The 22,487-nt window shown below is 70.6% G+C and carries 20 protein-coding genes and 1 pseudogene; 9 read left to right on the plus strand and 12 right to left on the minus strand.

What is annotated here, in order from left to right:
- Positions 1 to 357: 357 nt before the first annotated feature.
- Positions 358 to 1,977, minus strand: a complete 1,620-nt coding sequence (locus ACFWY6_RS25955; RefSeq protein WP_384694826.1) for a peptide-N4-asparagine amidase — start codon at positions 1,975 to 1,977, stop codon at positions 358 to 360.
- Positions 1,978 to 2,076: 99 nt separating this feature from the next.
- On the minus strand, positions 2,077 to 2,832 hold the full coding sequence (locus ACFWY6_RS25960) for a L,D-transpeptidase family protein (RefSeq protein ID WP_384694829.1): 756 nt from the start codon (positions 2,830 to 2,832) through the stop codon (positions 2,077 to 2,079).
- Between the two features lie 251 nt (positions 2,833 to 3,083).
- Between ACFWY6_RS25960 and ACFWY6_RS25965 the strand changes: the two genes are divergently transcribed.
- Together ACFWY6_RS25965 and ACFWY6_RS25970 are read left to right on the plus strand one after the other, a co-directional pair.
- Positions 3,084 to 4,877 carry an ABC transporter transmembrane domain-containing protein gene (locus ACFWY6_RS25965; RefSeq protein ID WP_384694833.1) on the plus strand — a complete coding sequence of 598 codons (1,794 nt, stop codon included), beginning with the start codon at positions 3,084 to 3,086 and terminating at the stop codon, positions 4,875 to 4,877.
- Positions 4,874 to 6,655: an ABC transporter ATP-binding protein gene (locus ACFWY6_RS25970; RefSeq protein ID WP_384694836.1), complete on the plus strand. Its 1,782-nt coding sequence runs from the start codon at positions 4,874 to 4,876 to the stop codon at positions 6,653 to 6,655. The genes ACFWY6_RS25965 and ACFWY6_RS25970 overlap by 4 nt, the downstream gene beginning before the upstream one ends.
- Positions 6,656 to 6,946: 291 nt before the next feature.
- Here the strand turns inward: ACFWY6_RS25970 and ACFWY6_RS25975 are convergent.
- Positions 6,947 to 7,255, minus strand: a pseudogene (locus tag ACFWY6_RS25975) (helix-turn-helix domain-containing protein); the annotation flags it as partial.
- Here ACFWY6_RS25975 and ACFWY6_RS25980 point away from each other — a divergent pair.
- On the plus strand, positions 7,155 to 7,511 hold the full coding sequence (locus ACFWY6_RS25980; protein ID WP_384694837.1) for a hypothetical protein: 357 nt from the start codon (positions 7,155 to 7,157) through the stop codon (positions 7,509 to 7,511). The pseudogene ACFWY6_RS25975 and the gene ACFWY6_RS25980 sit on opposite strands and share 101 nt — an antisense overlap.
- A gap of 395 nt (positions 7,512 to 7,906) precedes the next feature.
- Here ACFWY6_RS25980 and ACFWY6_RS25985 read toward each other — a convergent pair whose 3' ends face one another.
- A complete protein-coding gene (locus ACFWY6_RS25985; protein WP_384694840.1) occupies positions 7,907 to 8,701 on the minus strand; it encodes a metal-dependent hydrolase in 795 nt (264 codons plus the stop codon).
- Positions 8,702 to 8,762: 61 nt separating this feature from the next.
- Here ACFWY6_RS25985 and ACFWY6_RS25990 point away from each other — a divergent pair, with 61 nt between their 5' ends.
- The 3 genes from ACFWY6_RS25990 to ACFWY6_RS26000 are packed head-to-tail and all read left to right on the plus strand — an operon-like array spanning position 8,763 to position 12,785.
- Complete coding sequence (locus tag ACFWY6_RS25990; protein ID WP_384694842.1) at positions 8,763 to 11,336, plus strand: DEAD/DEAH box helicase; 2,574 nt, start codon at positions 8,763 to 8,765, stop codon at positions 11,334 to 11,336.
- Between the two features lie 40 nt (positions 11,337 to 11,376).
- Entirely contained in the window at positions 11,377 to 12,291 is a 915-nt protein-coding gene (locus ACFWY6_RS25995; protein ID WP_384694844.1) for an acyl-CoA thioesterase, read from the plus strand.
- Positions 12,288 to 12,785 carry a tetratricopeptide repeat protein gene (locus tag ACFWY6_RS26000; protein WP_384694847.1) on the plus strand — a complete coding sequence of 166 codons (498 nt, stop codon included), beginning with the start codon at positions 12,288 to 12,290 and terminating at the stop codon, positions 12,783 to 12,785. The genes ACFWY6_RS25995 and ACFWY6_RS26000 overlap by 4 nt, the downstream gene beginning before the upstream one ends.
- Before the next feature lie 43 nt (positions 12,786 to 12,828).
- On the opposite strand, the gene ACFWY6_RS26005 is transcribed toward ACFWY6_RS26000, so the two are convergent.
- The 3 genes from ACFWY6_RS26005 to ACFWY6_RS26015 all read right to left on the minus strand — a co-directional run bounded on the left by ACFWY6_RS26005 (position 12,829) and on the right by ACFWY6_RS26015 (position 15,752).
- Positions 12,829 to 13,827, minus strand: coding sequence for a DUF6397 family protein (locus ACFWY6_RS26005; protein ID WP_384694850.1), 999 nt, complete (start codon positions 13,825 to 13,827; stop codon positions 12,829 to 12,831).
- Between the two features lie 401 nt (positions 13,828 to 14,228).
- Entirely contained in the window at positions 14,229 to 15,245 is a 1,017-nt protein-coding gene (locus tag ACFWY6_RS26010) for an IS110 family transposase (protein ID WP_384694853.1), read from the minus strand.
- Positions 15,246 to 15,335: 90 nt separating this feature from the next.
- Positions 15,336 to 15,752, minus strand: a complete 417-nt coding sequence (locus ACFWY6_RS26015) for a roadblock/LC7 domain-containing protein (RefSeq protein ID WP_384694856.1) — start codon at positions 15,750 to 15,752, stop codon at positions 15,336 to 15,338.
- A 93-nt stretch (positions 15,753 to 15,845) separates the two neighbouring features.
- On the opposite strand from ACFWY6_RS26015, the gene ACFWY6_RS26020 reads away from it, so the two are divergent.
- Positions 15,846 to 16,274 (plus strand): PPOX class F420-dependent oxidoreductase, encoded by a 429-nt coding sequence (locus ACFWY6_RS26020; protein WP_384694859.1) that lies wholly within the window; start codon positions 15,846 to 15,848, stop codon positions 16,272 to 16,274.
- Between the two features lie 4 nt (positions 16,275 to 16,278).
- On the opposite strand, the gene ACFWY6_RS26025 is transcribed toward ACFWY6_RS26020, so the two are convergent.
- The 5 genes from ACFWY6_RS26025 to ACFWY6_RS26045 form a co-directional block, all read right to left on the minus strand.
- The gene (locus tag ACFWY6_RS26025; RefSeq protein ID WP_266873991.1) at positions 16,279 to 16,884 is read right to left on the minus strand and encodes an ATP/GTP-binding protein; all 606 of its coding nucleotides are present in this window, start codon (positions 16,882 to 16,884) and stop codon (positions 16,279 to 16,281) included.
- Entirely contained in the window at positions 16,865 to 17,278 is a 414-nt protein-coding gene (locus ACFWY6_RS26030) for a DUF742 domain-containing protein (protein WP_384694862.1), read from the minus strand. The genes ACFWY6_RS26025 and ACFWY6_RS26030 overlap by 20 nt, the downstream gene beginning before the upstream one ends.
- A 19-nt stretch (positions 17,279 to 17,297) precedes the next feature.
- Entirely contained in the window at positions 17,298 to 17,732 is a 435-nt protein-coding gene (locus ACFWY6_RS26035) for a roadblock/LC7 domain-containing protein (protein ID WP_266873989.1), read from the minus strand.
- Complete coding sequence (locus tag ACFWY6_RS26040; RefSeq protein ID WP_384694866.1) at positions 17,729 to 20,290, minus strand: nitrate- and nitrite sensing domain-containing protein; 2,562 nt, start codon at positions 20,288 to 20,290, stop codon at positions 17,729 to 17,731. Before ACFWY6_RS26040 ends, ACFWY6_RS26035 begins: the two co-directional genes overlap by 4 nt.
- Positions 20,291 to 20,356: 66 nt before the next feature.
- Positions 20,357 to 21,130, minus strand: coding sequence for an MHYT domain-containing protein (locus tag ACFWY6_RS26045; RefSeq protein ID WP_266873987.1), 774 nt, complete (start codon positions 21,128 to 21,130; stop codon positions 20,357 to 20,359).
- A 151-nt stretch (positions 21,131 to 21,281) separates the two neighbouring features.
- Here ACFWY6_RS26045 and ACFWY6_RS26050 point away from each other — a divergent pair, with 151 nt between their 5' ends.
- Together ACFWY6_RS26050 and aac(3) are read left to right on the plus strand one after the other, a co-directional pair.
- Complete coding sequence (locus ACFWY6_RS26050; RefSeq protein WP_384694870.1) at positions 21,282 to 21,881, plus strand: class I SAM-dependent methyltransferase; 600 nt, start codon at positions 21,282 to 21,284, stop codon at positions 21,879 to 21,881.
- Between the two features lie 44 nt (positions 21,882 to 21,925).
- Positions 21,926 to 22,487, plus strand: a 562-nt coding sequence (gene aac(3) / locus ACFWY6_RS26055; protein ID WP_384694873.1) for an aminoglycoside 3-N-acetyltransferase, incomplete at its 3' end; no start/stop codon positions are given.

Below are 22,487 nucleotides of genomic sequence, written 5' to 3' on the forward strand. Positions count from 1 at the left end.
CACCCGGGGGGGGGTTATCTTCGTTTTTATGCTCCTTCCCCGCCGGCCGCGGGGGGGGGGGCGGGCGGGCCGGGGGGGGGGCCACAGCCGTCCGACGACGACTCCGATCACCAGCGCGCAGGCGACCTGCGCGAACAGTGAGGTTCGCCATGTGCGTGCGACGCGTCCCGGTATGGACGCTACGGACTGCGGCACGGGCACTCCTGTAGAAAGACTTCAAGTGACTTCTGCCATGCGGAAGTTTGTTTCCGCGATGCGCCACTATGGCGGAGTGCCCGCTTCCGTAGAAGACCTCCAGATCGCATCGGCGTAAATCTTGGATCTTGCTCCAAATCGGCCCTCGGCGGACCGACCCGTTCAGCAGCGCAGCCGGTCCTCCGTCAGCGTCCCCTGCACGGTCGCGAGGGTGCGGTCGTAGCAGGGACCGCCCCCGTACACGCGGTAGCGCTCGCGTGAGGTGCCGACCGCGTGCCGGTCCTCGCGCGGGACGTTGGCGGTGTACGTCGCATCGCCCTCGTACCGGTCATCGGCCACGGACCGTCCGGTGCGGCGGCCGTCGTGCCTGGTGACCGTCTCCGTCCGGTCCCCGAGCGCGATCTCGGTGCGCAGACGGTCGCCGGCGCCGAGCGTCGTCGTGCCGTCCATCGTGTACGTACGGTCGGTGCGCACCGCACGGCTGTTGGTGGTGACCGTCTCGCGGTCCGTCCAGGTGGATGCGAGCGCGTCCGTGGACTCGCCCTCGGTCCAGCGGTGCACGGAGGTGTTGCCGAGCGCGCGGGTGACGGTGGTCTCGACGCGGCCGTGGGAGGTGTCGACGTACCCCGAGACGCTGAGCCGGTGGCTGCCGCGGGTGTCGAGGCGGTGCTCCGGCGAACCGGGGGTGTATGTCGCCTTGTTGGCGAGCTCGCCCGCCCGGTGTCCGGTCAGCTTCCCCGTGACCCGCTCGCTCTTCTCGTCCTGCCAGACAAGGATGTTGGTCGGCGTGTGCCAGCCCGTCGTCGCCTCCGGCCTGCCCGCGACGGAGACCTCCACCTGGTGCGGGCGGCCGTCGTTGAGCAGTCCGGCGAACGGCGTCAGGTCGTACTCGATGGGCTTGATGTCGAAGGCGCGGGGCCCTGGAATCACGTACCACAGGAAGGGGTTGGACCAGCCGCCCGTCCACACGGTCGGGAACGGCGTGGCGATTCCGGCGAGTCGACCGTCCACGGTGACCTGCACCTCGCGGTAGGGGCCGTCATCGGCCTTGCAGGAGTACGGCGCGGCGTCGGGCACCGTCAGATACCAGTACTCCTCGCAGCCGCCGCCCGAGCCGGTCGCGTAGACCTCGGCGACGATGCGTTCGCTGTTGCGCGGGGTGGTGACGGTGGTGGCGTCGCCGAGGGGCAGGACGCGGTCGGGCGGTGCCTGCTTGGTGGTGTGCTTCTCCGGCTCGTAGAACGTCAGCGTGGCCTTGACGTCGATGATGCCGGTATACGTCTCGTTGACGACGTTCCCGATGAGCATCTCGACCTGCTGGTCGCGGCCCAGGGTCTCGCGGTAGCGCGTGACGTCCTTCTCCACGGACCAGGTGATGCCGTCCACGGACGGCTCCGGAGTGGACGTGCGGAAGACCTCGACACCGCCGATGCGGAGATAGCCGAGGCGGTCGTACTGCCGGCCCTTCACCTTGCCGTCGAGGCGCAGCACGACCTTGCCCCAGTCGCCCTTGCCGCACTTCTCGGGCGGGGCGTAGTCGCCCTTGTAGGGCGTGAAGTCCTTGAACTGGGCCTCGGCCACGGTCACTTCACACGACTTCGTGTGCGGCTTCTCGATGGGCGGGGCCGCCGTGACCGGGTCGTGCCAGTCGTTGCCGAATTCCGGCGGGGGTGTGTCGGCCGATGCCGGGCCCGCGCTGTCGGCCGATGCGGGGCCCGCGCTGAGGAGGGTGCTCGCCGCGAGGGTGACCCCGACGAGCATGGACATGACGCGTCTTCTCATGGGGGATTTCTACGCCCGGGGGGCCTGGCGGAGCTAGCCCTTCAGGTTCGTCATGTCAGCCCTTCAGGTTCGCCTTGTCAGCCCTTCAGGTTCGCCTTGTCAGCCCTTCAGGTTCGCTTTGTCACCCATGACGACAACCGGGTGCCGCTTCGGATCGAGGTTCTTCAGGAGGTACTCCATGCCCGCCTTCGACAGGCTCACGCACCCCGACGTACCGCTGCCGTGGTCCATGTGCAGCCAGATGCTGCCGCCCTTGGCCTGGCCCTGGGGGCGGTTCGGGTCGTTGGGCGGGGTGCCCTTGGCGCGGTTGTAGTCGATGGCGATCACATAGTCGAAGTCGTGCCAGTGAGTCTTGGGCCAGTAGTGCGGGGCCTGCATCGACGCGCTTTGCGTGTACGGGAACTCGGCACCCGGATCGGCGAGCACACCGCCCGCGTCGGTGAGCGTGAAGACACCGACCGGACTGCGCTTGTCGTTCTCGCGGTGGTCGGTGGTCCAGCCCTTCTTGCCGTTGTGGGCGGGCCAGCTGCGGGTCTTGTCCCAGGTGCCGCCGGACTTCGTGTACAGGACGACGGTGGACTTCGCCGAGTCCTCGCCCTGTCCGTAGACGGCGACGACCTGTTGCGCGTTCGTGGGGATCTTGTCCTGGAGGCGGTCGCCGACGTCGGGTATGCGCTTGAGGTCCTGGGTCGCCGGCGCCTTGGCTCCCTTCGCCTGGCCCGCGCCCGCGTCGTCCTTCTTCGCCGCGTCCTTCGTCCCGTCCTTCGCCCCGTCGTCCGAACTTCCGCAGGACGTCAGAAGAACACCGCAGGCCGCGACCGCGACCGCCATTCGCACCGCACCGGCTCTACGCATCCGTCCATGGTCGCACCCGGCACGGCGAACCCGTCCCGAGCCCCTGGCCCGCCCGGAGAACGGGCCGAATCTTTACTCCCCGGCAGAAAACCGTTTGCCTCGGCCCACCGTACGAGGCGAACCTTTCACGGCCTGTTACCGCCGACTCACCGCCGCACTACCGCGCCATACCGCCGCCCGCACACGGCCGTCCGTTCACGCCGGCTCTCTCCGCCGAACCGACGGTCCCCCGCTCCTAGCTCTGGGACGTCATGCAGATTCGCGATCTTCCGTACGCCGACCCGGGCATGCCGGATGCCCGCTCGGGCCCGCGCTTCCTGCTCTGGCTCGGACGGAACCAACTTGGCGGGCAACTCAAGTCGCTCGCCTGGGGGCTGCTGCACTTCGGCTCCATCGCGGTGCTCCCGTACCTGGTCGGCGTGGCCGTACAGGCCGTGGTCGACCGCTCCGGGGACCGGCTCGCCCTTGCGGGCGGGCTGATGCTGCTGAGCGGGCTCGCCATCGCCGTGGGCGACACCATGCTGCACCGCACGGCGGTCACCAACTGGATCACCGCGGCCGCCCGTGTCCAGCAGCTGCTGGCCCGCAAGACCGCCCAGCTTGGCTCGGCGCTCACGCGGCGCGTCGCCGCCGGTGAGGTGGTCGCGGTGTCCACCGGTGACGTCGAGAAGATCGGCTGGTTCGTGGAGGCGGCCTCGCGGTTCCTGGCTGCCGCGCTCACGGTCGTCCTCGTCTGTGCCGGGCTCGTCGTGTACCAGCCCGCGCTCGGCGTGTTCGTCGCGGTGGGCGTCCCCGTGCTCGCCCTCGCCGTCCTGCCGCTGCTGCCGCGCGCCACCCGGCGCGCCGACCACCAGCGCGAGAAGGCCGGGCGTGCGACCGAACTGGCATCGGACACCGTGGCCGGCCTGCGCGTGCTGCGCGGCATCGGCGGCGAGGAACTGTTCCTCGACCGCTACCGCCGTGCCTCGCAGGAAGTGCGTACGGCCGCAGTGCGCAGCGCCCGGATGTGGGCGACCATCTCGGCGGTCCAGGTGCTGCTTCCGGGGCTGCTGCTCGTCGTGGTCGTCTGGCAGGGCGTGAGCCTGGCCCGCGAAGGGCGGATCACCATCGGTGAACTGGTCACGGTCTACAGCGCGATCACGATGCTGACCTATCCCCTGCGGCACTTCGAGGAGATCGCGATGGCCTACAGCTTCTCGCGCCCCTCGGCCAAGCGCGCCGCCCGCGTGCTCGCCCTGGAGCGCGTGACACACCCCGGCGGTCCTGACGAGGACGTGGAAACGCCCTCCGGTGACCTCTACGACCCGGCGACCGGGCTGCTCGCTCCCGCGGGCATCCTCACCGCCGTCGTGTGCGGTGACCCGGACGAGGCGGGGCGGCTCGCGGAACGGCTCGGCGGGCACGCCGCGTTCGACGGTGCGGAGAAGCTGCCGTCGGTGCTGCTCGGCGGGGTGGAACTCGACGCGGTGCCGCTGGCCGCCGCCCGCACCGCCGTCCTCGTCCAGGACAAGGACCCGGTGCTGCTCTCCGGTACCCTCCGCGGGCTCCTCGACGTCCCCGCTTCGGGAGCGGTGAGCGCCGACGAGGCCCTCACGGCCGCGCAGTGCGCCGACGTCCTCGACGCCCTGGCGCAGGCCTCGGTGGACGAGGCCCCGCTGGACGCGCATGTCACGGAGCGCGGACGTTCCCTGTCCGGCGGGCAGCGGCAACGGCTCGCGCTGGCCCGCTCGTTGGTCACCGACGCGGGCGTCCTCGTCCTCGACGAGCCGACGTCCGCCGTCGACTCGCACACCGAGGCGCGGGTCGCCGACGGCATCAGGGATCTGCGCCGGGGACGCACGACCGTGGTCCTGACGTCGTCACCGCTGATCCTCGACCGGGCCGAGCGGGTCGTCTTCCTGTACGAGGGCGAGGTCGTGGCGGTGGGCGAGCACCGCGAGCTGGTGCACAGCGAGCCCCGCTACCGCGCGGTCGTCACGCGCGAGACGGACGACGAGCTGGCCCCGGCGATCATCACCAACTACGACATCGAGGAGACGGCATGATCGGCCTGGCGCCACCGGAGTACGACCCGGCGGCACCGACGACGGCGGAGACCCTGCCCGTCGGCGCGCCGGCGACCGTGGGGGCGTACGTCCGCGAGCTGCTGCGGCGGCACCGCGGGGCGTTCGTCGCCCTCGTCACCGTCAACACCCTGGCGGTGATCGCCTCGTTGGTCGGCCCCTACGTACTCGGCGATCTCGTCGAGAGCGTCTCGGACGGCGCGCGTGATCTCCATCTGGAGCGCACCATCGGCCTGTTCACCGTGGCCCTGGTCGTCCAGGCCTTCTTCGTCCATCAGGTGCGGCTGCGCGGCGCCATGCTCGGTGAACGGATGCTGGCCGATCTGCGCGAGGACTTCCTCGTGCGGTCGGTCGGGCTGCCGCCCGGTGTGCTCGAACGGGCCGGAACCGGTGACCTGCTGTCGCGGATCACCACGGACATCGACCGCCTCGCGAACGCCATGCGGGAGGCGGTGCCGCAGCTCGCGATCGGTGTGGTGTGGATCGTGCTGCTGATCGCGGGGCTCACCGTGACGGCGCCGCCGCTTGCACCCGCCGTGTTGATCGCGGTGCCGCTGCTGGTGGTGGGCTGCCGCTGGTACTTCAAGCGGGCGCCGTCCGCCTACCGTTCGGAGGCCGCCGGATACGCCGCCGTCGCCGCCGCGCTCGCCGAGACCATCGACGCGGGCCGGACCGTGGAGGCGCACCGGCTCGGGGAGCGCAGGGTCGAGCTGTCGGAGCGCCGCATCAAGGAGTGGACCGCGTGGGAACGCCACACGCTCTACCTGCGCTCCGTCCTCTTCCCGGTCATCACCTTCACGCACACCATCGTGCTGTGCTCGGTGCTGATGATCGGCGGCGCGTTCACCCTGCAGGGCTGGATCAGCGTCGGCCAGCTGGCCACGGGCGCGCTGATCGCGCAGATGCTCGTCGATCCGCTGGGGATCGTCCTGCGCTGGTACGACGAACTGCAGGTCGCCCAGGTGTCGCTGGCCCGGCTCGTCGGCGTACGGGACATCGAACCGGACGCGGGCGACTCCTCGGTGGCTCCGGACGGGCGTGATGTGCTCGCGGACGACGTGCACTTCGGCTACCGGGCGGGGGTCGACGTGCTGCGGCAGGTGTCGCTCGCCGTCGAGCCGGGCTCGCGCGTCGCGCTGGTCGGCCCGTCCGGCGCGGGCAAGTCCACGCTCGGCAGGCTGCTCGCCGGGATCTACGCGCCGCGCGACGGCCGAGTCACCCTGGGCGGCGCCGAGTTGTCGGACATGCCCGCGGAAGCGGTGCGCGCACATGTGGCCCTGGTCAACCAGGAGCACCACGTCTTCGTGGGCTCCCTGCGCGACAACCTCCTGCTCGCCAGGACCGGGGCGCGAGACGCCGAACTGTGGGCGGCGCTCGGCGCGGTCGACGCGGACGGCTGGGCACGGGCCCTTGACGAGGACTTGGACACCGAGGTCGGCTCGGGCGGCTTCGCGCTGACCCCGGCGCAGGCCCAGCAGATCGCACTGGCCCGGCTGGTCCTCGCCGACCCGCACACCCTGGTCCTCGACGAGGCGACCTCCCTCCTCGACCCGCGCGCGGCACGCCACTTGGAGCGCTCCTTGGCCCGCGTCCTGGACGGCCGCACGGTCGTCGCGATCGCCCACCGACTGCACACCGCGCACGACGCGGACGTCATCGCGGTGGTCGAGAACGGGCGGATCAGCGAACTGGGCAGCCATGACGATCTGGTGGCCGCGGACGGGGCGTACGCGGCGCTGTGGAGGTCTTGGCACGGGTGAACCAGGCGACCGGCTGCTGGCTGTCGGCTGTCGGCTGTCGGCTGTCGGCTGTCGGCTGTCGGCTGTCGGCTGTCGGCTGTCGGCTGTCGGCTGTCGGCTGCCAACATTGGATGGTTGTCGCCGGATGTGGACAAGGCGGGGCGTCGCTTGGGGCATGGGCGGGTGCGTGGTGTTCCTGCCGTGCGGGCCCTCGAGTCTCGGACCGTGCCACGGCTGTCGCGCAGGAGGCGCGGGGTGGCCCCCGCCGTGGCGGCGCATCATCCGCGTGAGGTGGCTCTGGTCGGCGAATCCCGTCTCCGTCGCGATGTCCGCGATCGCCCTGTCGGTGTGCAGCAACTCCTCGCGGGCCCTCTCCAGACGCTGCGGCAGCACGTACTGGTGCGGGGACTCGCCCGTCGATACCCGGAACACCCGGGTGAAGTGGGAGGCGCTGACGCCGGCCACCGCGGCCAGATCCGCGAGCGTGACGCGCTCGGCGAGGTTCGCGTGGATGTAGTCGATGACCTCGGCCAGTCTCCTGGGCGGCAGGCCGCCCTCGCGGACCGGGGCCTGCCCGCCGTCGGTGGCCAGGCTCAGCACCGTGGCCGCTGCCGCCTGCACCAATGACTGCGCGTACAAGGAGTCCGCGGGCCCCGGCCCCGCGTACTCCGCCGCCAGTCGTTCGAGCAGCAGCTTCAGAAGCGGGTCGGTGACGTGGAATCGGGGGACGATCTCCAGCGAGCCGGCGGCACCGCTCTCCGCCGCCATCTTCTCCAGCCACACCGGGTCGATGCCGAGCAGCAACAGCTCGACGTCGTCCTGCCAGCGGGGCCGTGAGGCCCACCCGGCCGGATTGACCAGCGCCTCCCCGGCGTGAAATCTCTCCCGGCGCGCCGTGCCATCCGCCGACCAATGCAGATTCGCCGAGCGTCCGGTGTGCACCACCAGGACGTGCACCGGTGGGCCGACCGGCAGCGGCGCCACGTCCGACACGCCCGCCGCGCGCTCCCTCGACCGCTCGACCACCGCGTGGCCGAGCTCGGGCCCGCTCCCGTGGAGACACCGCAGGTGAGGCTTGATGTGCGAAACACCCATCACGCCATTGTCCGGCCGGACGCACCGAACCACAGCTCGCCGCGAGACCCCCTGTCTCACGCCGCCCGCCGGCCCACGCGGAGCGGGGCCCTGGCGGCCCTGCTCGTACGGTCTGCGCCCGCTCCGGCGGCCAAGCTCGCGCCCGAGGCCGAGCCCGCGCCCGCGCCGACGCCGTCGTCAGATGAAGTTGAGCGCGGCCGCGCCGCCCACGCCCCCGAGCAGCATGAACACCGGCATCAGCACCTTCAGCTCGATCCAGCTGCCCGCCCGGAACCGCATCGCCTTGGGCGGCCCGACCGGGTACCAGCGCTTGCGGCCGATGGGAATGGGCCACAGGATCGGGCAGCCGGAGACCGTGAGGGCGTCGCCGATGTCGTGCACCAGCGCACCGAGCACGATCGGCAGGCCCAGCCACAGATACTCCTGGCCCGGTGCCGTGAACAGCCAGTCCGAGCCGTTGCCCGGCTTGTCCAGCACTCCGGCGAGGATCCAGGCACTGGTCGCGGCGAGGAGCCACACCAGCACATCGCTGCTGGAACCACGGGCGGCGCGCCACAGCAGGCCCTCGATGGCGAGGACCATGTGGACGAAGAGGATCGCGAGGACCGCCCAGCGCCCGCCGAAGATCGCCAGGGCCGCGGTGCCGGCACCGATCAGCACGGCCCACAGCCAGGTGTGCGTGAGCGTGCGGTGCCCGCCCGCGCGGCGCGGGTCGCCCTGCTTCCGGGTCGCCTTGTAGACGGCGGACGACAGCTTGTCGACGATCTCGCACAGGCCCTTGGAGACCGGACCGAAGGCTCGCGAGATGGTCGCCGACTTGTGGTCGAGGTCCGGTGCGAGCGCCGCCCCGGCGCAGATCAGGGCCCCGACGAGGAGAACCGGCCAGGGCATCGTGTGCCCCGCGGCCGCCGCGGCCGCGCCGACGCCGAGCCAGGCCGCCGCCCCCGACAGTGAGTGTGCCGGTCCCATCATTGCTGTTCCACGCCCCATTTCCGTTGTGCTGACGCCCCGTTGGCGACACAGCGTAGCGTTCGTGATCTTCGTGCGGACCTCCGGTTCCCTGATCGGGTGCGAAGGAGGGCAAGATGGGGGTGTGACCCTTATTGATCAGCTGCCGCCGGATGCCGACCCCGATGCCCTCTTCGAAGCCTTCTCCTCGTGGGCCGAGGACCAGGGGATCACTCTCTATCCGGCTCAGGAGGAGGCGCTGATCGAGGTGGTCTCCGGAGCCAACGTGATCTTGTCGACCCCGACCGGCTCCGGAAAGAGCCTGGTCGCGGCGGGCGCGCACTTCACGGCACTGGCTCAGGACAAGGTCACCTTCTACACGGCTCCGATCAAGGCACTGGTGTCGGAGAAGTTCTTCGACCTGTGCAAGCTCTTCGGCACCGAGAACGTCGGCATGCTGACCGGCGACGCGTCCGTGAACTCCGACGCGCCCGTCATCTGCTGCACGGCCGAAGTCCTCGCGTCGATCGCCCTGCGCGACGGCAAGGACGCCGACATCGGCCAGGTCGTGATGGACGAGTTCCACTTCTACGCGGAGGCGGACCGCGGCTGGGCCTGGCAGATCCCGATCCTGGAACTGCCGCAGGCGCAGTTCATCCTGATGTCCGCGACGCTCGGCGACGTCTCGATGTTCGAGAAGGACCTCACGCGTCGCACGGGACGCCCCACCTCCGTGGTCCGCTCGGCGACGCGCCCCGTGCCGCTCTCGTACGAGTACCGGCTGACGCCGATCACGGAGACGCTCACCGAGCTCCTGGAGACCAAGCAGGCGCCGGTCTACATCGTGCACTTCACTCAGGCGCAGGCCGTCGAGCGCGCGCAGTCGCTGATGAGCATCAACATGTGCACCCGTGAGGAGAAGGACCGGATCGCCGATCTGATCGGCAGCTTCCGCTTCACCACCAAGTTCGGCCGCAACCTCTCCCGGTACGTCCGCCACGGGATCGGCGTGCATCACGCGGGCATGCTCCCCAAGTACCGACGGCTCGTGGAGAAGCTGGCGCAGGCCGGCCTCCTGAAGGTCATCTGCGGCACGGACACGCTGGGTGTCGGCGTCAACGTCCCGATCCGCACGGTGCTGTTCACCGCGCTGACCAAGTACGACGGCACGCGTGTACGCACACTGCGCGCGCGGGAGTTCCATCAGATCGCCGGGCGTGCCGGGCGTGCGGGCTTCGACACCGCGGGCCTGGTGGTCGCGCAGGCGCCCGAGCACGTCATCGAGAACGAGAAGGCGCTCAACAAGGCGGGTGACGACCCGAAGAAGCGGCGCAAGGTCGTGCGCAAGAAGGCTCCCGAGGGCTTCGTGGGGTGGACCGAGAACACCTTCGAGAAGCTGATCGCCTCCGAGCCGGAGCCGCTGACGTCCCGCTTCCGCGTCACGCACACCATGCTCCTCGCGGTGATCGCCAGGCCGGGCAACGCCTTCGAGGCGATGCGCCGCCTCCTGGAGGACAACCACGAGCCGCGCAAGCAGCAGCTGCGGCACATCCGCAGGGCGATCGCCATCTACCGCTCGCTGCTCGCCGGCGGCGTGGTCGAGAAGCTCGACGAGCCGGACGCCACGGGCCGCATCGTGCGCCTGACGGTGGATCTGCAGCAGGACTTCGCCCTGAACCAGCCGCTGTCGACGTTCGCCCTGGCCGCGTTCGACCTGCTGGACAAGGAGTCCCCTTCGTACGCCCTTGACATGGTGTCCGTAGTCGAGTCCACCCTCGACGACCCGCGTCAGATCCTCGCCGCCCAGCAGAACAAGGCGCGCGGCGAGGCCGTGGCTCTGATGAAGGCGGACGGCGTCGAGTACGAGGACCGCATGGAGCGGCTCCAGGACATCACGTACCCCAAACCCCTGGAGGAGCTCCTCTTCCACGCGTACAACACCTACCGGACGAGCCACCCGTGGGTCGGCGACCACCCGCTCTCCCCGAAGTCCGTCATCCGTGACATGTACGAACGGGCGCTGTCCTTCACCGAGTTCACATCCTTCTACGAACTGGCCCGCACCGAAGGCATCGTCCTTCGCTACCTCGCGAGCGCGTACAAGGCCCTTGAGCACACGATCCCGGACGATCTGAAGTCCGAGGACCTGGAGGATCTGATCGCCTGGCTGGGCGAGATGGTCCGCCAGGTCGACTCCAGCCTCCTCGACGAGTGGGAGCAGCTCGCCAACCCCGAGGTCATGACGGCCGAGGAGGCTCAGGAGAAGGCCGACCAGGTCAAGCCGGTCACGGCCAACGCCCGCGCCTTCCGCGTCCTGGTGCGCAACGCGCTCTTCCGCAGGGTCGAACTGGCCGCCCTCGACCACGTCGAGGAGCTGGGCGATCTTGACGGCGACTCCGGCTGGGACGCGGACGCCTGGGGCGAGGCCATGGACAAGTACTGGGACGAGTACGAAGATCTCGGCACCGGACCCGACGCCCGCGGCCCCAAGCTGTTGCTCATCGAGGAGGATCCCGAGCACGGCCTGTGGCGCGTCCGGCAGACGTTCGCCGACCCGAACGGCGACCATGACTGGGGCATCAGCGCGGAAGTCGATCTCGCGGCGTCCGACGAGGAGGGCCGTGCCGTCGTCCGGGTCACCGACGTCGGCCAGCTCTGACCACCCCGAGCTTCCCTCAGACAGGAGTCGAGGAACTGTCATGAACAATCCCGCCGACCGGCTCGTCGATCTGCTGGACCTGGAGCAGATCGAGGTCAACATCTTCCGTGGCCGCAGCCCGCAGGAGTCTCTGCAGCGGGTGTTCGGCGGGCAGGTCGCCGGGCAGGCCCTGGTGGCCGCGGGGCGCACCACCGAGGGCGAGCGTCCGGTGCACTCGCTGCACGCGTACTTCCTGCGGCCGGGCCGGCCGGGGGTGCCGATCGTGTACCAGGTCGAGCGGGTGCGGGACGGGCGCTCCTTCACCACGCGCCGCGTCACCGCGATCCAGCAGGGACGCACCATCTTCAATCTCACCGCTTCCTTCCATCAGCCCGAGGAGGGCGCTTTCGAGCACCAGCTGCCGCCGCGCATCTCGGCTCCGGACCCGGAGTCGCTGCCGACGGTCGTCGAAGAGATCAAGGAACATCTGGGCGCGCTTCCGGAGCAGTTGGAGCGCATGGCCAGGCGTCAGCCCTTCGACATCCGCTATGTGGACCGGCTGCGCTGGACCTCCGAGGAGATCAAGGGCGCCGAGCCGCGCAGCGCCGTGTGGATGCGGGCGGTCGGCCCGCTGGGCGACGATCCGCTCGTCCACACCTGCGCGCTGACGTACGCGAGCGACATGACGCTCCTGGACGCCGTCCGCATCCCGGTGGAGCCCTTGTGGGGCCCGCGGGGTTTCGACATGGCCTCGCTCGACCACGCCATGTGGTTCCACCGGCCCTTCCGTGCCGACGAGTGGTTCCTGTACGACCAGGAGTCCCCCATCGCTACGGGAGGACGCGGTCTCGCGCGCGGCCGCATCTACGACATCGAGGGCAACCTCCTCGTCTCGGTCGTGCAGGAAGGCCTCTTCCGGCCGTACGGCGAACGGCACATGGACGGCCGTCCGTCGGCTGAGGGGACGCAGTCGTGAGCGGGAATCGGGAGAAGCTGCTTGCCGAGGCCGTGCGGCTGCGCGAGGACGGCCGCCGCGAGGAGGCTCGGCAGCAACTGCTCGCCCTGTGCGAGCAGTTCCCGCAGGACCCGGAGGTCGCCTACCAGACCGCCTGGGTGCACGACACGCTCGGTCTGGAAGCCGAGGCGGTGGCGCACTACGTCCGCGCGGTCGAGCAGCAGGGCCTGTCAGCCGATGACCGGCGGGGAGCCCTGCTCGGCCTGGGCAGCACGTACCGCATCCTCGGCCGGTATCCCGAAGCCGTCACGACCCTGAGCGACGCGGCGGCGGAATTCCCCGACGACGCCGCACTCAAGACGTTTCTGGCCATGGCCCTCTACAACACCGGCCGGAACCACGAGGCCATGGAGATCCTGCTGACCCTGCTCGCCACCACGAGCAAGGACCCGGACATCTCCAACTACCGGCCCGCGATCGAGCACTACGCCATGGACCTCGACGCGACGATGTAGCGCGACCACCGGCAGGTCAGTTCGCCCTCTCCCGTCGGCCCGGTCAACCACCTCTGCGCCGCAGCCATTTCAGCAGGCCGCGTGGCTCTGGCACCCGTTCCTCGGATGCGTCGTCGGGCTGCTCGGCCTGCGGCGCCACGCGCTCCGGCTGTGGATCCGGCGTGGTACCCGGTTCGGGGCGTGGCGCTGGGCCTGGCGCGGGGCGTGGCGCTGGGCCTGGCGCGGGGCGTGGTGCAGGGCGTGGCGCCGGGCGCTCCCTGCGGGCCTGGGAGAGGCTGATCGTGAGGTTCGCCCGCAGCCAGCGGATCTCGTCGGGATCGTCGGCGGTCGTGATCTTCTGGACGATCCGTGCCGCGGGCGAGTCGGCCGAGCCGCGGGTAAAGGGATCGGGCATGAGCCTGTTCAGATAGGCCCGTTCGTACGGATCCTTGATGAGCTCGGCGATCTGTACCGGATCCAGCAGCGAGGCCACCGCCGCTGCGCGCTCCCAGGCATCGTCGGACTGGCGCAGCAGCGATCCCGCATGACGGCCCCGCCAGTTGCGCGCCCGTACGTCTACTCCCGCTTCCAGTTGGGCACGGATCGCGGCGGGCGCCCGCCCCGTGAGCAGGGCGGCGTTGACTTCGGACTCGGCGAACTGCCGCAGTTCTTCGGCGAGATAGAGCCAGACGACCGCTCGATAGCGGTTGACGTAAAACTTCACCGGGGTCACGAAGCCGGCGCGGCTGAGGCGGGTGAAGCGGGTCGTGGTGATGTCCATGAGCGCCGCGCCCTCCGTGGTCCCCACGGTTCTGATGCGCTCCATCCACGCCTCGGGAAAGCCGTCCGTGGCACGGACGCGCTCGATCTCCTCGCCCGTGACGCGGCGCGGCCCGCCCACCGTGTCGCTGATGGTGCGGATGCGCCCCAGCATCACGGCGAGCTCGAACTCCCCGCGTTTCAGTCCCAGTTCCCGCGCGGCGCGGCTGGTCGCGACCGATGTCGGTGCGGCGGCCGCCGTGGCGGCCGTGCCGACGGATTGCGTGATCGTGTCACCTGTCATGGTCGTTCTCCCCCGTGAAGCGTCTTCGCTCTCGGGAAAAACCGTAGCGCGATCACCGCGATTCTCGCTGAGCCTGTGGATAACTCTGAGCGCGTCAGCGTTTGTGCACCCATGAGGGCTGGGGCTGTCAAGACGCACGATGCCCCGGCCCGGTGTGTGCTGTGGGGCCCGTGCCGGGTTGGTCACGGCTGTGGACTGGGCTGTTGGGGCCGTGGTCCCCCGAGTCTTGGTCGTGCGGAGGGGACTCGCACGCACCCATTCGATCCCGGCCGACCGGGCCGGATCATGACCTTGCTTCGGGGGTCGGGCTGCTCATTCAGGTCAACGAGCGCGGCGTGGCCGGCTCATGCACAAACGCGAGCTCGCCCGGGGCTTGTCGTCCCGTCCGTGAGGTGTGGTCGTCATGCCGTGGTGCACGGCTCCTTCGGCTGCTGCGCCGTGTCGAGTTCGCGCAGCACGTGGTAGGCGTGGGTGAGAACCTTGCGGGCGACCGCGACAGTGGCGATCTTCCGGCCCCGACGCTGGGCGATCTGCTCGAAGTGGTCGGCATAGGGCGAGGTGCGCTTGGCGGTCTGCGCGGCCTGGGTCATGATCCAGCGCAACCAGGGGTCGCCCTGCGTGGAGATGTGCCCGTAGCGCACAGTGCGGTCCGAGCCGCGGACCGTGGGAGTGAGCCCGGCCCAGGAGGCGAGCTTGCGGGCCGACGAGAACCGGCGGATGTCACCGATCTCCGCCACGATGACCAGTGCGGTGAGCGGGCCGATGCCGGGCAGCGCGGTCAGCGCCTTGACCCGCGGGTCGGCCTTCGCCGCCTGAGCGAGCGTGGTGTCAAGCCGCTCGATGACGACCTGCAGGGCGTCGATGACCTCCAGCCGGTCGGCGACCGCACTGCGGGCGATGTCCGGCAGCGGCAGTGCCTCCAGCCATTCGCGGCCCACCCCGGTCCAGCAGCTGGCACCCCGGTCGCAGCCGTGGTCGGCCAGCACCGCGTGGATGCGGTTGCGCAGCAGCGTCCGCAGTCGCACGAGCTGGGCCCGGTGGCGCAGCACGGCGCGCTGTTCACGAACGTCGGATGGGGCGATCCACGCCTCGGGCAGCAGATCCGTGCGCAGCAGGTGAGCCAGGGTGGCCGCGTCCACCTTGTCGTTCTTCAGCCGGGCCGACGCGATCGCCTTGCACTGCAAGGGGTGGGCCAGGTGCGGCTCGAACCCATAGTCCTGGAGCAGTTCGATCAGCCAGCCCCAGCCGTAGGCGGCCTCGAACGCTACCGGTGTGCCCACCGGCAGATCCCCGATCACTTCTAGGACCGTCTCGCGCCCGTTGGACACGTTCCGGTTCACCGCCGTCCGGCCGCCCTCGTCCATCACGGCGATCTGCGACCGGCGGCGATGCACATCGATCCCGACGTAAGCCTTCATCGCGGGCCTCCCGACCCCGACTCGGCTCCCCCACCCGCAGGGTGCTCCGAACGCACCCCAGGGGGAAGCCCCAGCCCTCATAGGGTCAGGTCAGCGGTCCACGACTGGTGTTCGCTCCGGCTGCCGGGCACCCACGCCGAGATGCTCGCCGACCCGGTTGACGAGCAGGGTCATCTCGTACGCGACCTGACCGATGTCGGCCTCGGCGGAGCTGAGAACGCACAGACAACTGCCGTCGCCCGCCGCGGTGACGAAGAGCACCGCGTCATCGAACTCGATCATCGTCTGGCGCACGCCGCCCGCGTGGAAGTGCCGCCCCGATCCCTTGGCCAGGCTGTGCAGACCCGACGAGACGGCGGCCAGGTGCTCCGCGTCCTCCCTCGCCAGATCCGAACTCGCACCCGTCACCAGACCGTCGTTGGACAGCACCAGCGCATGCCGTACAGGTTCCATTCTCTTGGTCAGATCGTCGAGCAACCAGCCGAGCCCGGTGTTCTGCTGCCCCATGTTCCCGTCTCCCCGCGTCCTGCTCCCCCTGGCTGGAGGAACTGACCTGCCAGCCTTCCCCACCATCGGCGCCCCGGCAAGCATGATGAGGACATGGCACAGAAGATGACCGACGACCAGTGGCGGGCTTTCGTCTCGCACGGCACCCGCACCGGCAAGCTGTCGACCGTCCGGGCGGACGGCAGCCCGCACATCGCACCGATCTGGTTCCTGTTGGACGGGGACCATCTGGTGTTCAACACCGGGGCTGACACGGTCAAGGGACGGAATCTGGCGCGGGACGGGCGCATCGCCCTCTGCGTGGACGACGACCGGCCGCCGTTCGCGTTCGTGGTGCTGCAGGCGCGCGCCGAACTGAGCCACGATCTCGACGCGGTGCGGCACTGGGCGGCGCGGATCGGCGCCCGCTACATGGGCGAGGACCGCGCCGAGGAGTTCGGCGCGCGCAACGGCGTGCCCAGTGAACTCCTCGTCCGCGCGAAGGTCGACAAGGTCGTCGCGCTCGGCGACGTCTCCGACTGACGCGTCAGCCCACCGTGTCGAGCAGCCGGGCGGTGTGCATCCGCCCGGCGTACTCGACCAGACGTATCAGCACCTCCTTTCCGGAGTCGCGGTCCCGTGCGTCGCACAGGACCACAGGGGTTCCGCGGTTGAGGTCCAGGGCCCGGGACACTTCATGCGCACCGTACGTACGCGCGTTCGCGAAGCAGTTGACGGCCACCACGAACGGGATGTGCCGATGCTCGAAGTAGTCGACGGCGGGGAAGCAGTCCTCGAGCCGTCGGGTGTCCGCGAGGACGACGGCACCGAGCGCGCCCTGTGACAACTCGTCCCACAGGAACCAGAAGCGGTCCTGGCCGGGCGTGCCGAAGAGGTAGAGCGACAGACCCGACCTGATGGTGATGCGGCCGAAGTCCATGGCGACGGTCGTCGTGGTCTTGCGGTCGACGCCGCCGGTGTCGTCCACCGACTGGCCCGCCTCGCTGAGCAGTTCCTCGGTGCGCAGCGGGCGGATCTCGCTGACCGCGCCGACCAGGGTGGTCTTGCCCACCCCGAAGCCGCCGGCGACCAGAATCTTCAGCGCCATGGCGGTCGTGTCGCCGCCCGTGGCGTCAGAGCGCTCGGAGCCCATCGATCACCTCTCGCAGAATCTTTTCGTCGGGTAGCTGTGCGGGCGGCACGGGTCGGCTCACCTTCACGCAGCCCATCTCCAGCAGGTCGCCGAGCAGTACCCGGACCACGCCCACGGGAAGGTCGGCGCCGGCCGCCAGTTCGGCGACCGACTGGGTCTCGGTGCGGCACAGTTCGACGAGCGCCCGGTGTTCGGGACCGAGCGAGGTGTCGTCTCCGGGGCCCGGCGCGTTGTCGTCCAGCGTGACGAGCGCGATCAGGTCGAAGCGCACTCCCGCGGGACCGGGTCGGGTCCGCCCGCCGGTCATCGCATAGGGGCGGACCAGGGGTCCGGCCTCGTTGTCGTACCACTGGCTGCCCGCGTCGCGCGGGGTGGCTCCACTGTCCTGGGTCATCTGCGTCGACCGCCCTGTCTCATCCGACGGCCGGTGGCTGCGCGGCGAACCGCGGCGGCGTGTAGAGGTGCTCGCCCACCCGCTTGACCAGGCGTGCCATCTCGTAGGCGACCAAGCCGATGTCGGCGGTGACGGAGCTGAGTACGGCTAGGCAGGAGCCATCGCCCGCCGCGGCGACGAACAGGAAGCCGTCGTCCATCTCGACCATGGTCTGGCGCACTCCCCCGGCCCCGAAGTGCCGGCCCGCTCCCTTGGCCAGGCTGTGGAATCCCGAGGCGACCGCGGCGAGGTGCTCGGCGTCCTCGCGGGTGAGGGCGGTGGACGCACCAACCGCGAGGCCGTCGTTGGACAGCACCACGGCATGCCGTACCTCGCCGACGCGCAGGACCAAGTCGTCCAGCAGCCAGTCGAGTTCGCCGGACCGCCCGGCGCTGATGCTCTGGTCCTGGATCATGCGTGGTCTCCTTCGGTGCTGTCGGCCGCTTCGGACCCTGAGGTGTCGGGTACCGCGCCGACGATGCCCGGGCGGCGGCCACCGCCGCGGGCCCATCCGTCGCGGTAGGCGGTCATGCGGTCCCGCACCTCTTCGGGGCTGCGTTCGGCGTCCTCATGGCTGCCCGCGGCAAAAGACGCTTCTTCGGGGCGCTGTTCGCGCAGTTGGGGGGCGAGGCTTGCCTGGCGTACGCGGCGCGGGAGGTCGTCCGAGGCTTCCTGATCTCCGGCGGTGTCCGGTTCTGGTGGCTTGTGCAGCCGCAGTGCGGTGACGCCAGGGGGTGTGGGAGTCGTCGCCGGGGCTTCGGCCGATGGGGCGAGTGCGGGGCGTGCGGCGCCGGCGGGAACGGAGTTGCCGTTCATGGGCGCCTCCGCACCCGGCACGCGCGCGTGCTCGTGCTGGTCACGTTCGCGTTCCATGGTGTGGGTCTGGGGGCTCTCTGCTGTGCTGCTCTGGAGCAGGGCGGTGGGCAGCAGGACGACGGCGGTGGTGCCGCCGTAGGGGGACGTACGGAGATGCACCTTGATCCCGTGCCGGGAGGCGAGCCTGCTGACCACGAAGAGCCCGAGCTGGTCGCTGTCGAACAGGTCGAGCGCTTCGGACTGCTCGATGCGGCGGTTGGCCTCGGCAAGGGTCTCCCCACCCATGCCCAGGCCACGGTCCTCGATCTCCAATGCGTAGCCGTTGCCGACCGGTTCACCGGTGACCCGCACCTTGGTGTGCGGTGGTGAGAACTGGGCGGCGTTCTCGACGATTTCGGCCAGCAGGTGGGTGAGGTCGGCGACGGCCGTGCCTTTGACCGAGGCGCCGGGGAGTTGTCGTACCTCCACGCGCGCGTAGTCCTCGACTTCGGAGACGGCGGCCCGCACGACGTTCGTCAGGGAGACGGGCATGCGCCAGGCGCGTCCCGGTGCGGCTCCGGAGAGGATGATCAGGCTCTCCGCGTGCCGCCTCATCCGAGTGGTGAGGTGGTCGAGCCGGAACAGGTCGCTGAGCTCGTTCGGATCGTCCGCCCTGCGCTCCATGCTGTCGAGGAGGCTGAGCTGACGGTGGACGAGAACCTGGCTCCTGCGGGCGAGGTTGACGAAGACCCCGGAGATGCCGCTGGCCAGTTCCGCGCGCTCGATGGCGGCCCGCAGGGCGGCCCGGTGCACTGTGCCGAGCGCTTCGTAGACCTGCCCCGTCTCGTCCTCCGCCGGCGGCCCCGGCGGTGCTTCGGCACGGACGTCGATCTCCTCGCCGGCCCGCAGCCTCCGCATGGCCTGCGGGAGTTTGCGGCGGGCGATCTCCAGCGCGCCGTTGCGCAGGCTCACCAGCTCGACCACCAGGCCGCGTCCGATGCGTACGGAGATGACCAGCGAGGCGGCGACGGCCGCGAGCCCCAGGAGCACGGCGGCGCCCGCCGCGGTGAGCACTCCGCGGGTGAACGGGTCGGCGCGGTCGGCGGCGCTGCGGCCCGCGCCCGCCTCGATCGCGCGGAACTCGTCCCGCACCGCGGCGTGAGCGGTGTCCCACTTGCCGGCCGGCGCCGCGTCGGCCGCCGCACGGCCCGGCGTCGCGACGAGCACCTTGTCCTCGACGGCGCGCACATCGGCGTACGCGCTCCCCTCCACGAGGTCGTGCCACGCCGCCCGTTCGGGTCCGCGCAGATCCGCCACGGCCGATTCCGTCAGGGTCCGCCGGGTCTCGACGGCCCCCGTGAACTGACGCAGCCGCTCGCCGTCGAGCGAGCCGACGAGCCGGGCGCTGGACAGCACCACGTGTTCACGTGCCAGCATCTCGCCCGCCCTGGAGAATTCGAGCAGCACGCGTGCTTCGGAGCCGAGTTCGGCGTCCTGGATGCCGGTGAGCGCGCCGCTGATTCCGAAGGCGGCCGAAATGGTCTTCGTGTACTGCCCGTACGTCGCGTCCCAGCCGGTGCCCCGGTCGAGCACCTCGGTGCGCAGCCTGCTCAAACCTTCCGCTCCGGAGACGAACGTTTCGAGCCGGGCGGCCACACCGGTGGGCAGGTCGGCGCCATCGGCGACCGTCCGTTGATCGCCACGGCGCAGTTTCGCCACCGCGCGGTCGGTCCGTGCGGCCCGCGTCTTGAGGTCGGCGGCACGGTCGGGCGCGGGTTCCGTCGCGTAGCGCACGGCGGCCACCCGCTCGGCCTGCAGTGCGGCGACGGCCGCGTCGACCGGGCCGCGCACCTCCGTGTCGACGCGCTGCAACTGCCGCAGGCGCGCCACGTCCTGGGCCGTGCTGACCGTCGCGTACCCCCACAGGGCGAGCAGCGACACGACGGGCACCATCAGGAGGCACACGATCTTGGCTCGTACGGTGCGGGGGCGCGGCCACCAGCGTCCCTTGCGGGCAGCGGAGGTGGTGGGCGGTCCGGGCTCCAAGGGGGCTTCCGTGTCAGGGTGTTCGTCAGCGGGCGGTCCCGCGTGCGCGCGGCGGCCGCGCGCCGGTGCTGCCACGGGCCCCGGCGGCACGGTGCCGTCGGCGGTTTCGGGGGTCCTACGGGGTGTACGCATGGCCTCCTCGCTCGGAGAGATGTCGGGGCGTGTGCCCGCCCGGCCGTGACCGGTCCAGGTGCGCCGCTATCGGGCGGCGCTCTCCACCGGCCGCTGGGCCGACACGGAGGCCTCGCGCTCCCCCGCGGTCGGGGACAGCGCGACAAACGCCGAGGTCAGGAAGAGATAGGACCCGAGGCCGACGGCGAGGGGGAAGATGAACTGCATCGTCGTGGCCCCGGGCAGCGCCCCGCCCGACTCGCTGACCCGCACGCTCACCGCCATCATTCCGGTGTAGTGCATGCTGCTCACCGCACCGCCCATGACCAGGGACGCGACGGCGACCGCGAGGGGCGACTTGATGTTGAGCGCCGCCCACAGGGCGGCCGTCGCGGCGACGACGGCGATGACTACGGAGAGGCCGACGAGCACCGGGTCGTAGCTCACCTCGCCGTGCAGCCGCAGGGCGGCCATGCCCAGGTAGTGCATGCTGGCGACGCCGAGCCCGGTGGTCAGCCCGCCGAGCGCCAGCGCACTCCCGCGGTCACGGCCGTAGCCGACGGCGAAGACACCACCTCCCACGACGGCCATGGCGACGATGAGGCTCAGGATGGTCAGGGGCACGTTGTAGTGAATCTCCGTGCCGCTGACACCGAAGCCGAGCATCGCCACGAAGTGCATCGTCCAGATGCCGGTGCCGATGGCGGAGGCCGCGGTGATCAGCCAGTTGCGCCGTGACCTGCCCGTGGCGGCGAGGGCACGAACGGTGCAGCGCAGCCCAAGAGCGGCGCCGATACAGGCCATCGCGTACGACAGCACGGGGGTCAGCCAACCGAAGGTGGCGTGGTCCAGGTGTCCCATGGCTCCGGGACGCTAGTCCTGGCGGGGGCGCACAACGGGGGCGCAGTTCGAAAGGTGCTGGAATATGACAGAGAGAGGCTCCTGAACGATCGCGTCACGCTCGAACGTGTGCCCCCGACGCGCATGCGCGTCGTTGAGCAATCATGTCCACATGAGCGATGACCACACACGCGTCCGTGACTTCTTCGCCGCCCGTGCGGCCGACTGGGACAGCAGGTTCCCCGACGACGGACCCGCCTACCGGGCCGCGGCCGGCGAGCTCGGGTTGCGGCCGGGCGCCCGTGTCCTGGACGCCGGGTGCGGCACCGGACGGGCCCTGCCCGCGCTCAGGGACGCCGTGGGACCCTCAGGAGTCGTCCTCGGCGTCGACCTCACCCCCGCCATGCTGGAGGCCGCCGTACGGGCGGGCAGGGACCGCGACGGGCAGCTCCTGCTCGCTGACGTGACCCGGCTCCCGTTGCGCGACGGGATCCTTGACGCGGTGTTCGGCGCAGGTCTGATCTCCCACCTTCCGGATCCGGCGCGGAACTTGCGGGAGTTGAGCCGTGTCGTACGCCCAGGGGGGCTCCTCGCGCTCTTCCATCCCATCGGCCGTGCGGCACTCGCCGCACGGCAGGGCCGCCAGATCACCCCGGACGACCTGCGCGCAGAGGCCAACCTCCGCCCGCTGCTCGCCACTTCGGGCTGGCAGATGACGTCGTACGTCGACGAGGACGCACGGTTCCTGGCGCTGGCGGTGCGACAGGGCTGACGCGGGGCGGCCGCCGGCCAGGCCCTGCGGATACCGTCTGCTGCATGGACGAAGAGGCCCTGCTCAAGCGCTCCGACGGACCCGTCACCCGCAGTCGACTCATCCACGACCTGACCGCGCTCGGCCTCACTGACGGCGACATCGTCATGTTCCACACACAGATGTCCGCCGTCGGTTACGTGGCCGGCGGCGCCCAGACGCTCATCGGTGCCCTCCGCGATGTCGTCGGCGAGCCGGGCACCTTGATGGTGACCTGCGGCTGGAACGACGCGCTGCCCTACGGCTTCAGCGACTGGCCGCCCACCTGGCAGGACGCCGTGCGGGCCGAACACCCCGCGTACGATCCCGGGATCAGCGAAGCGGATCACGACTACGGGCGGCTGCCGGAAGCTCTCCGTAGGTGGCCAGGGGCTGTGCGAAGCCGTCATCCCGATGCCTGTTTCGCCGCCCTGGGCGCATCGGCGACCGCGCTGATGGCCGACCACCCCTGGGACGATCCGCACGGCCCGGGCAGCCCGTTGGCCCGGCTCGTCACCCTGGGCGGCCGGGTTCTCCTGCTGGGCGCCCCGCTGGACTCCCTCACGGTCCTGCACCATGCCGAGGCAC

Source organism: Streptomyces sp. NPDC059037 (assembly GCF_042740015.1).
Lineage (GTDB): Bacteria > Actinomycetota > Actinomycetes > Streptomycetales > Streptomycetaceae > Streptomyces.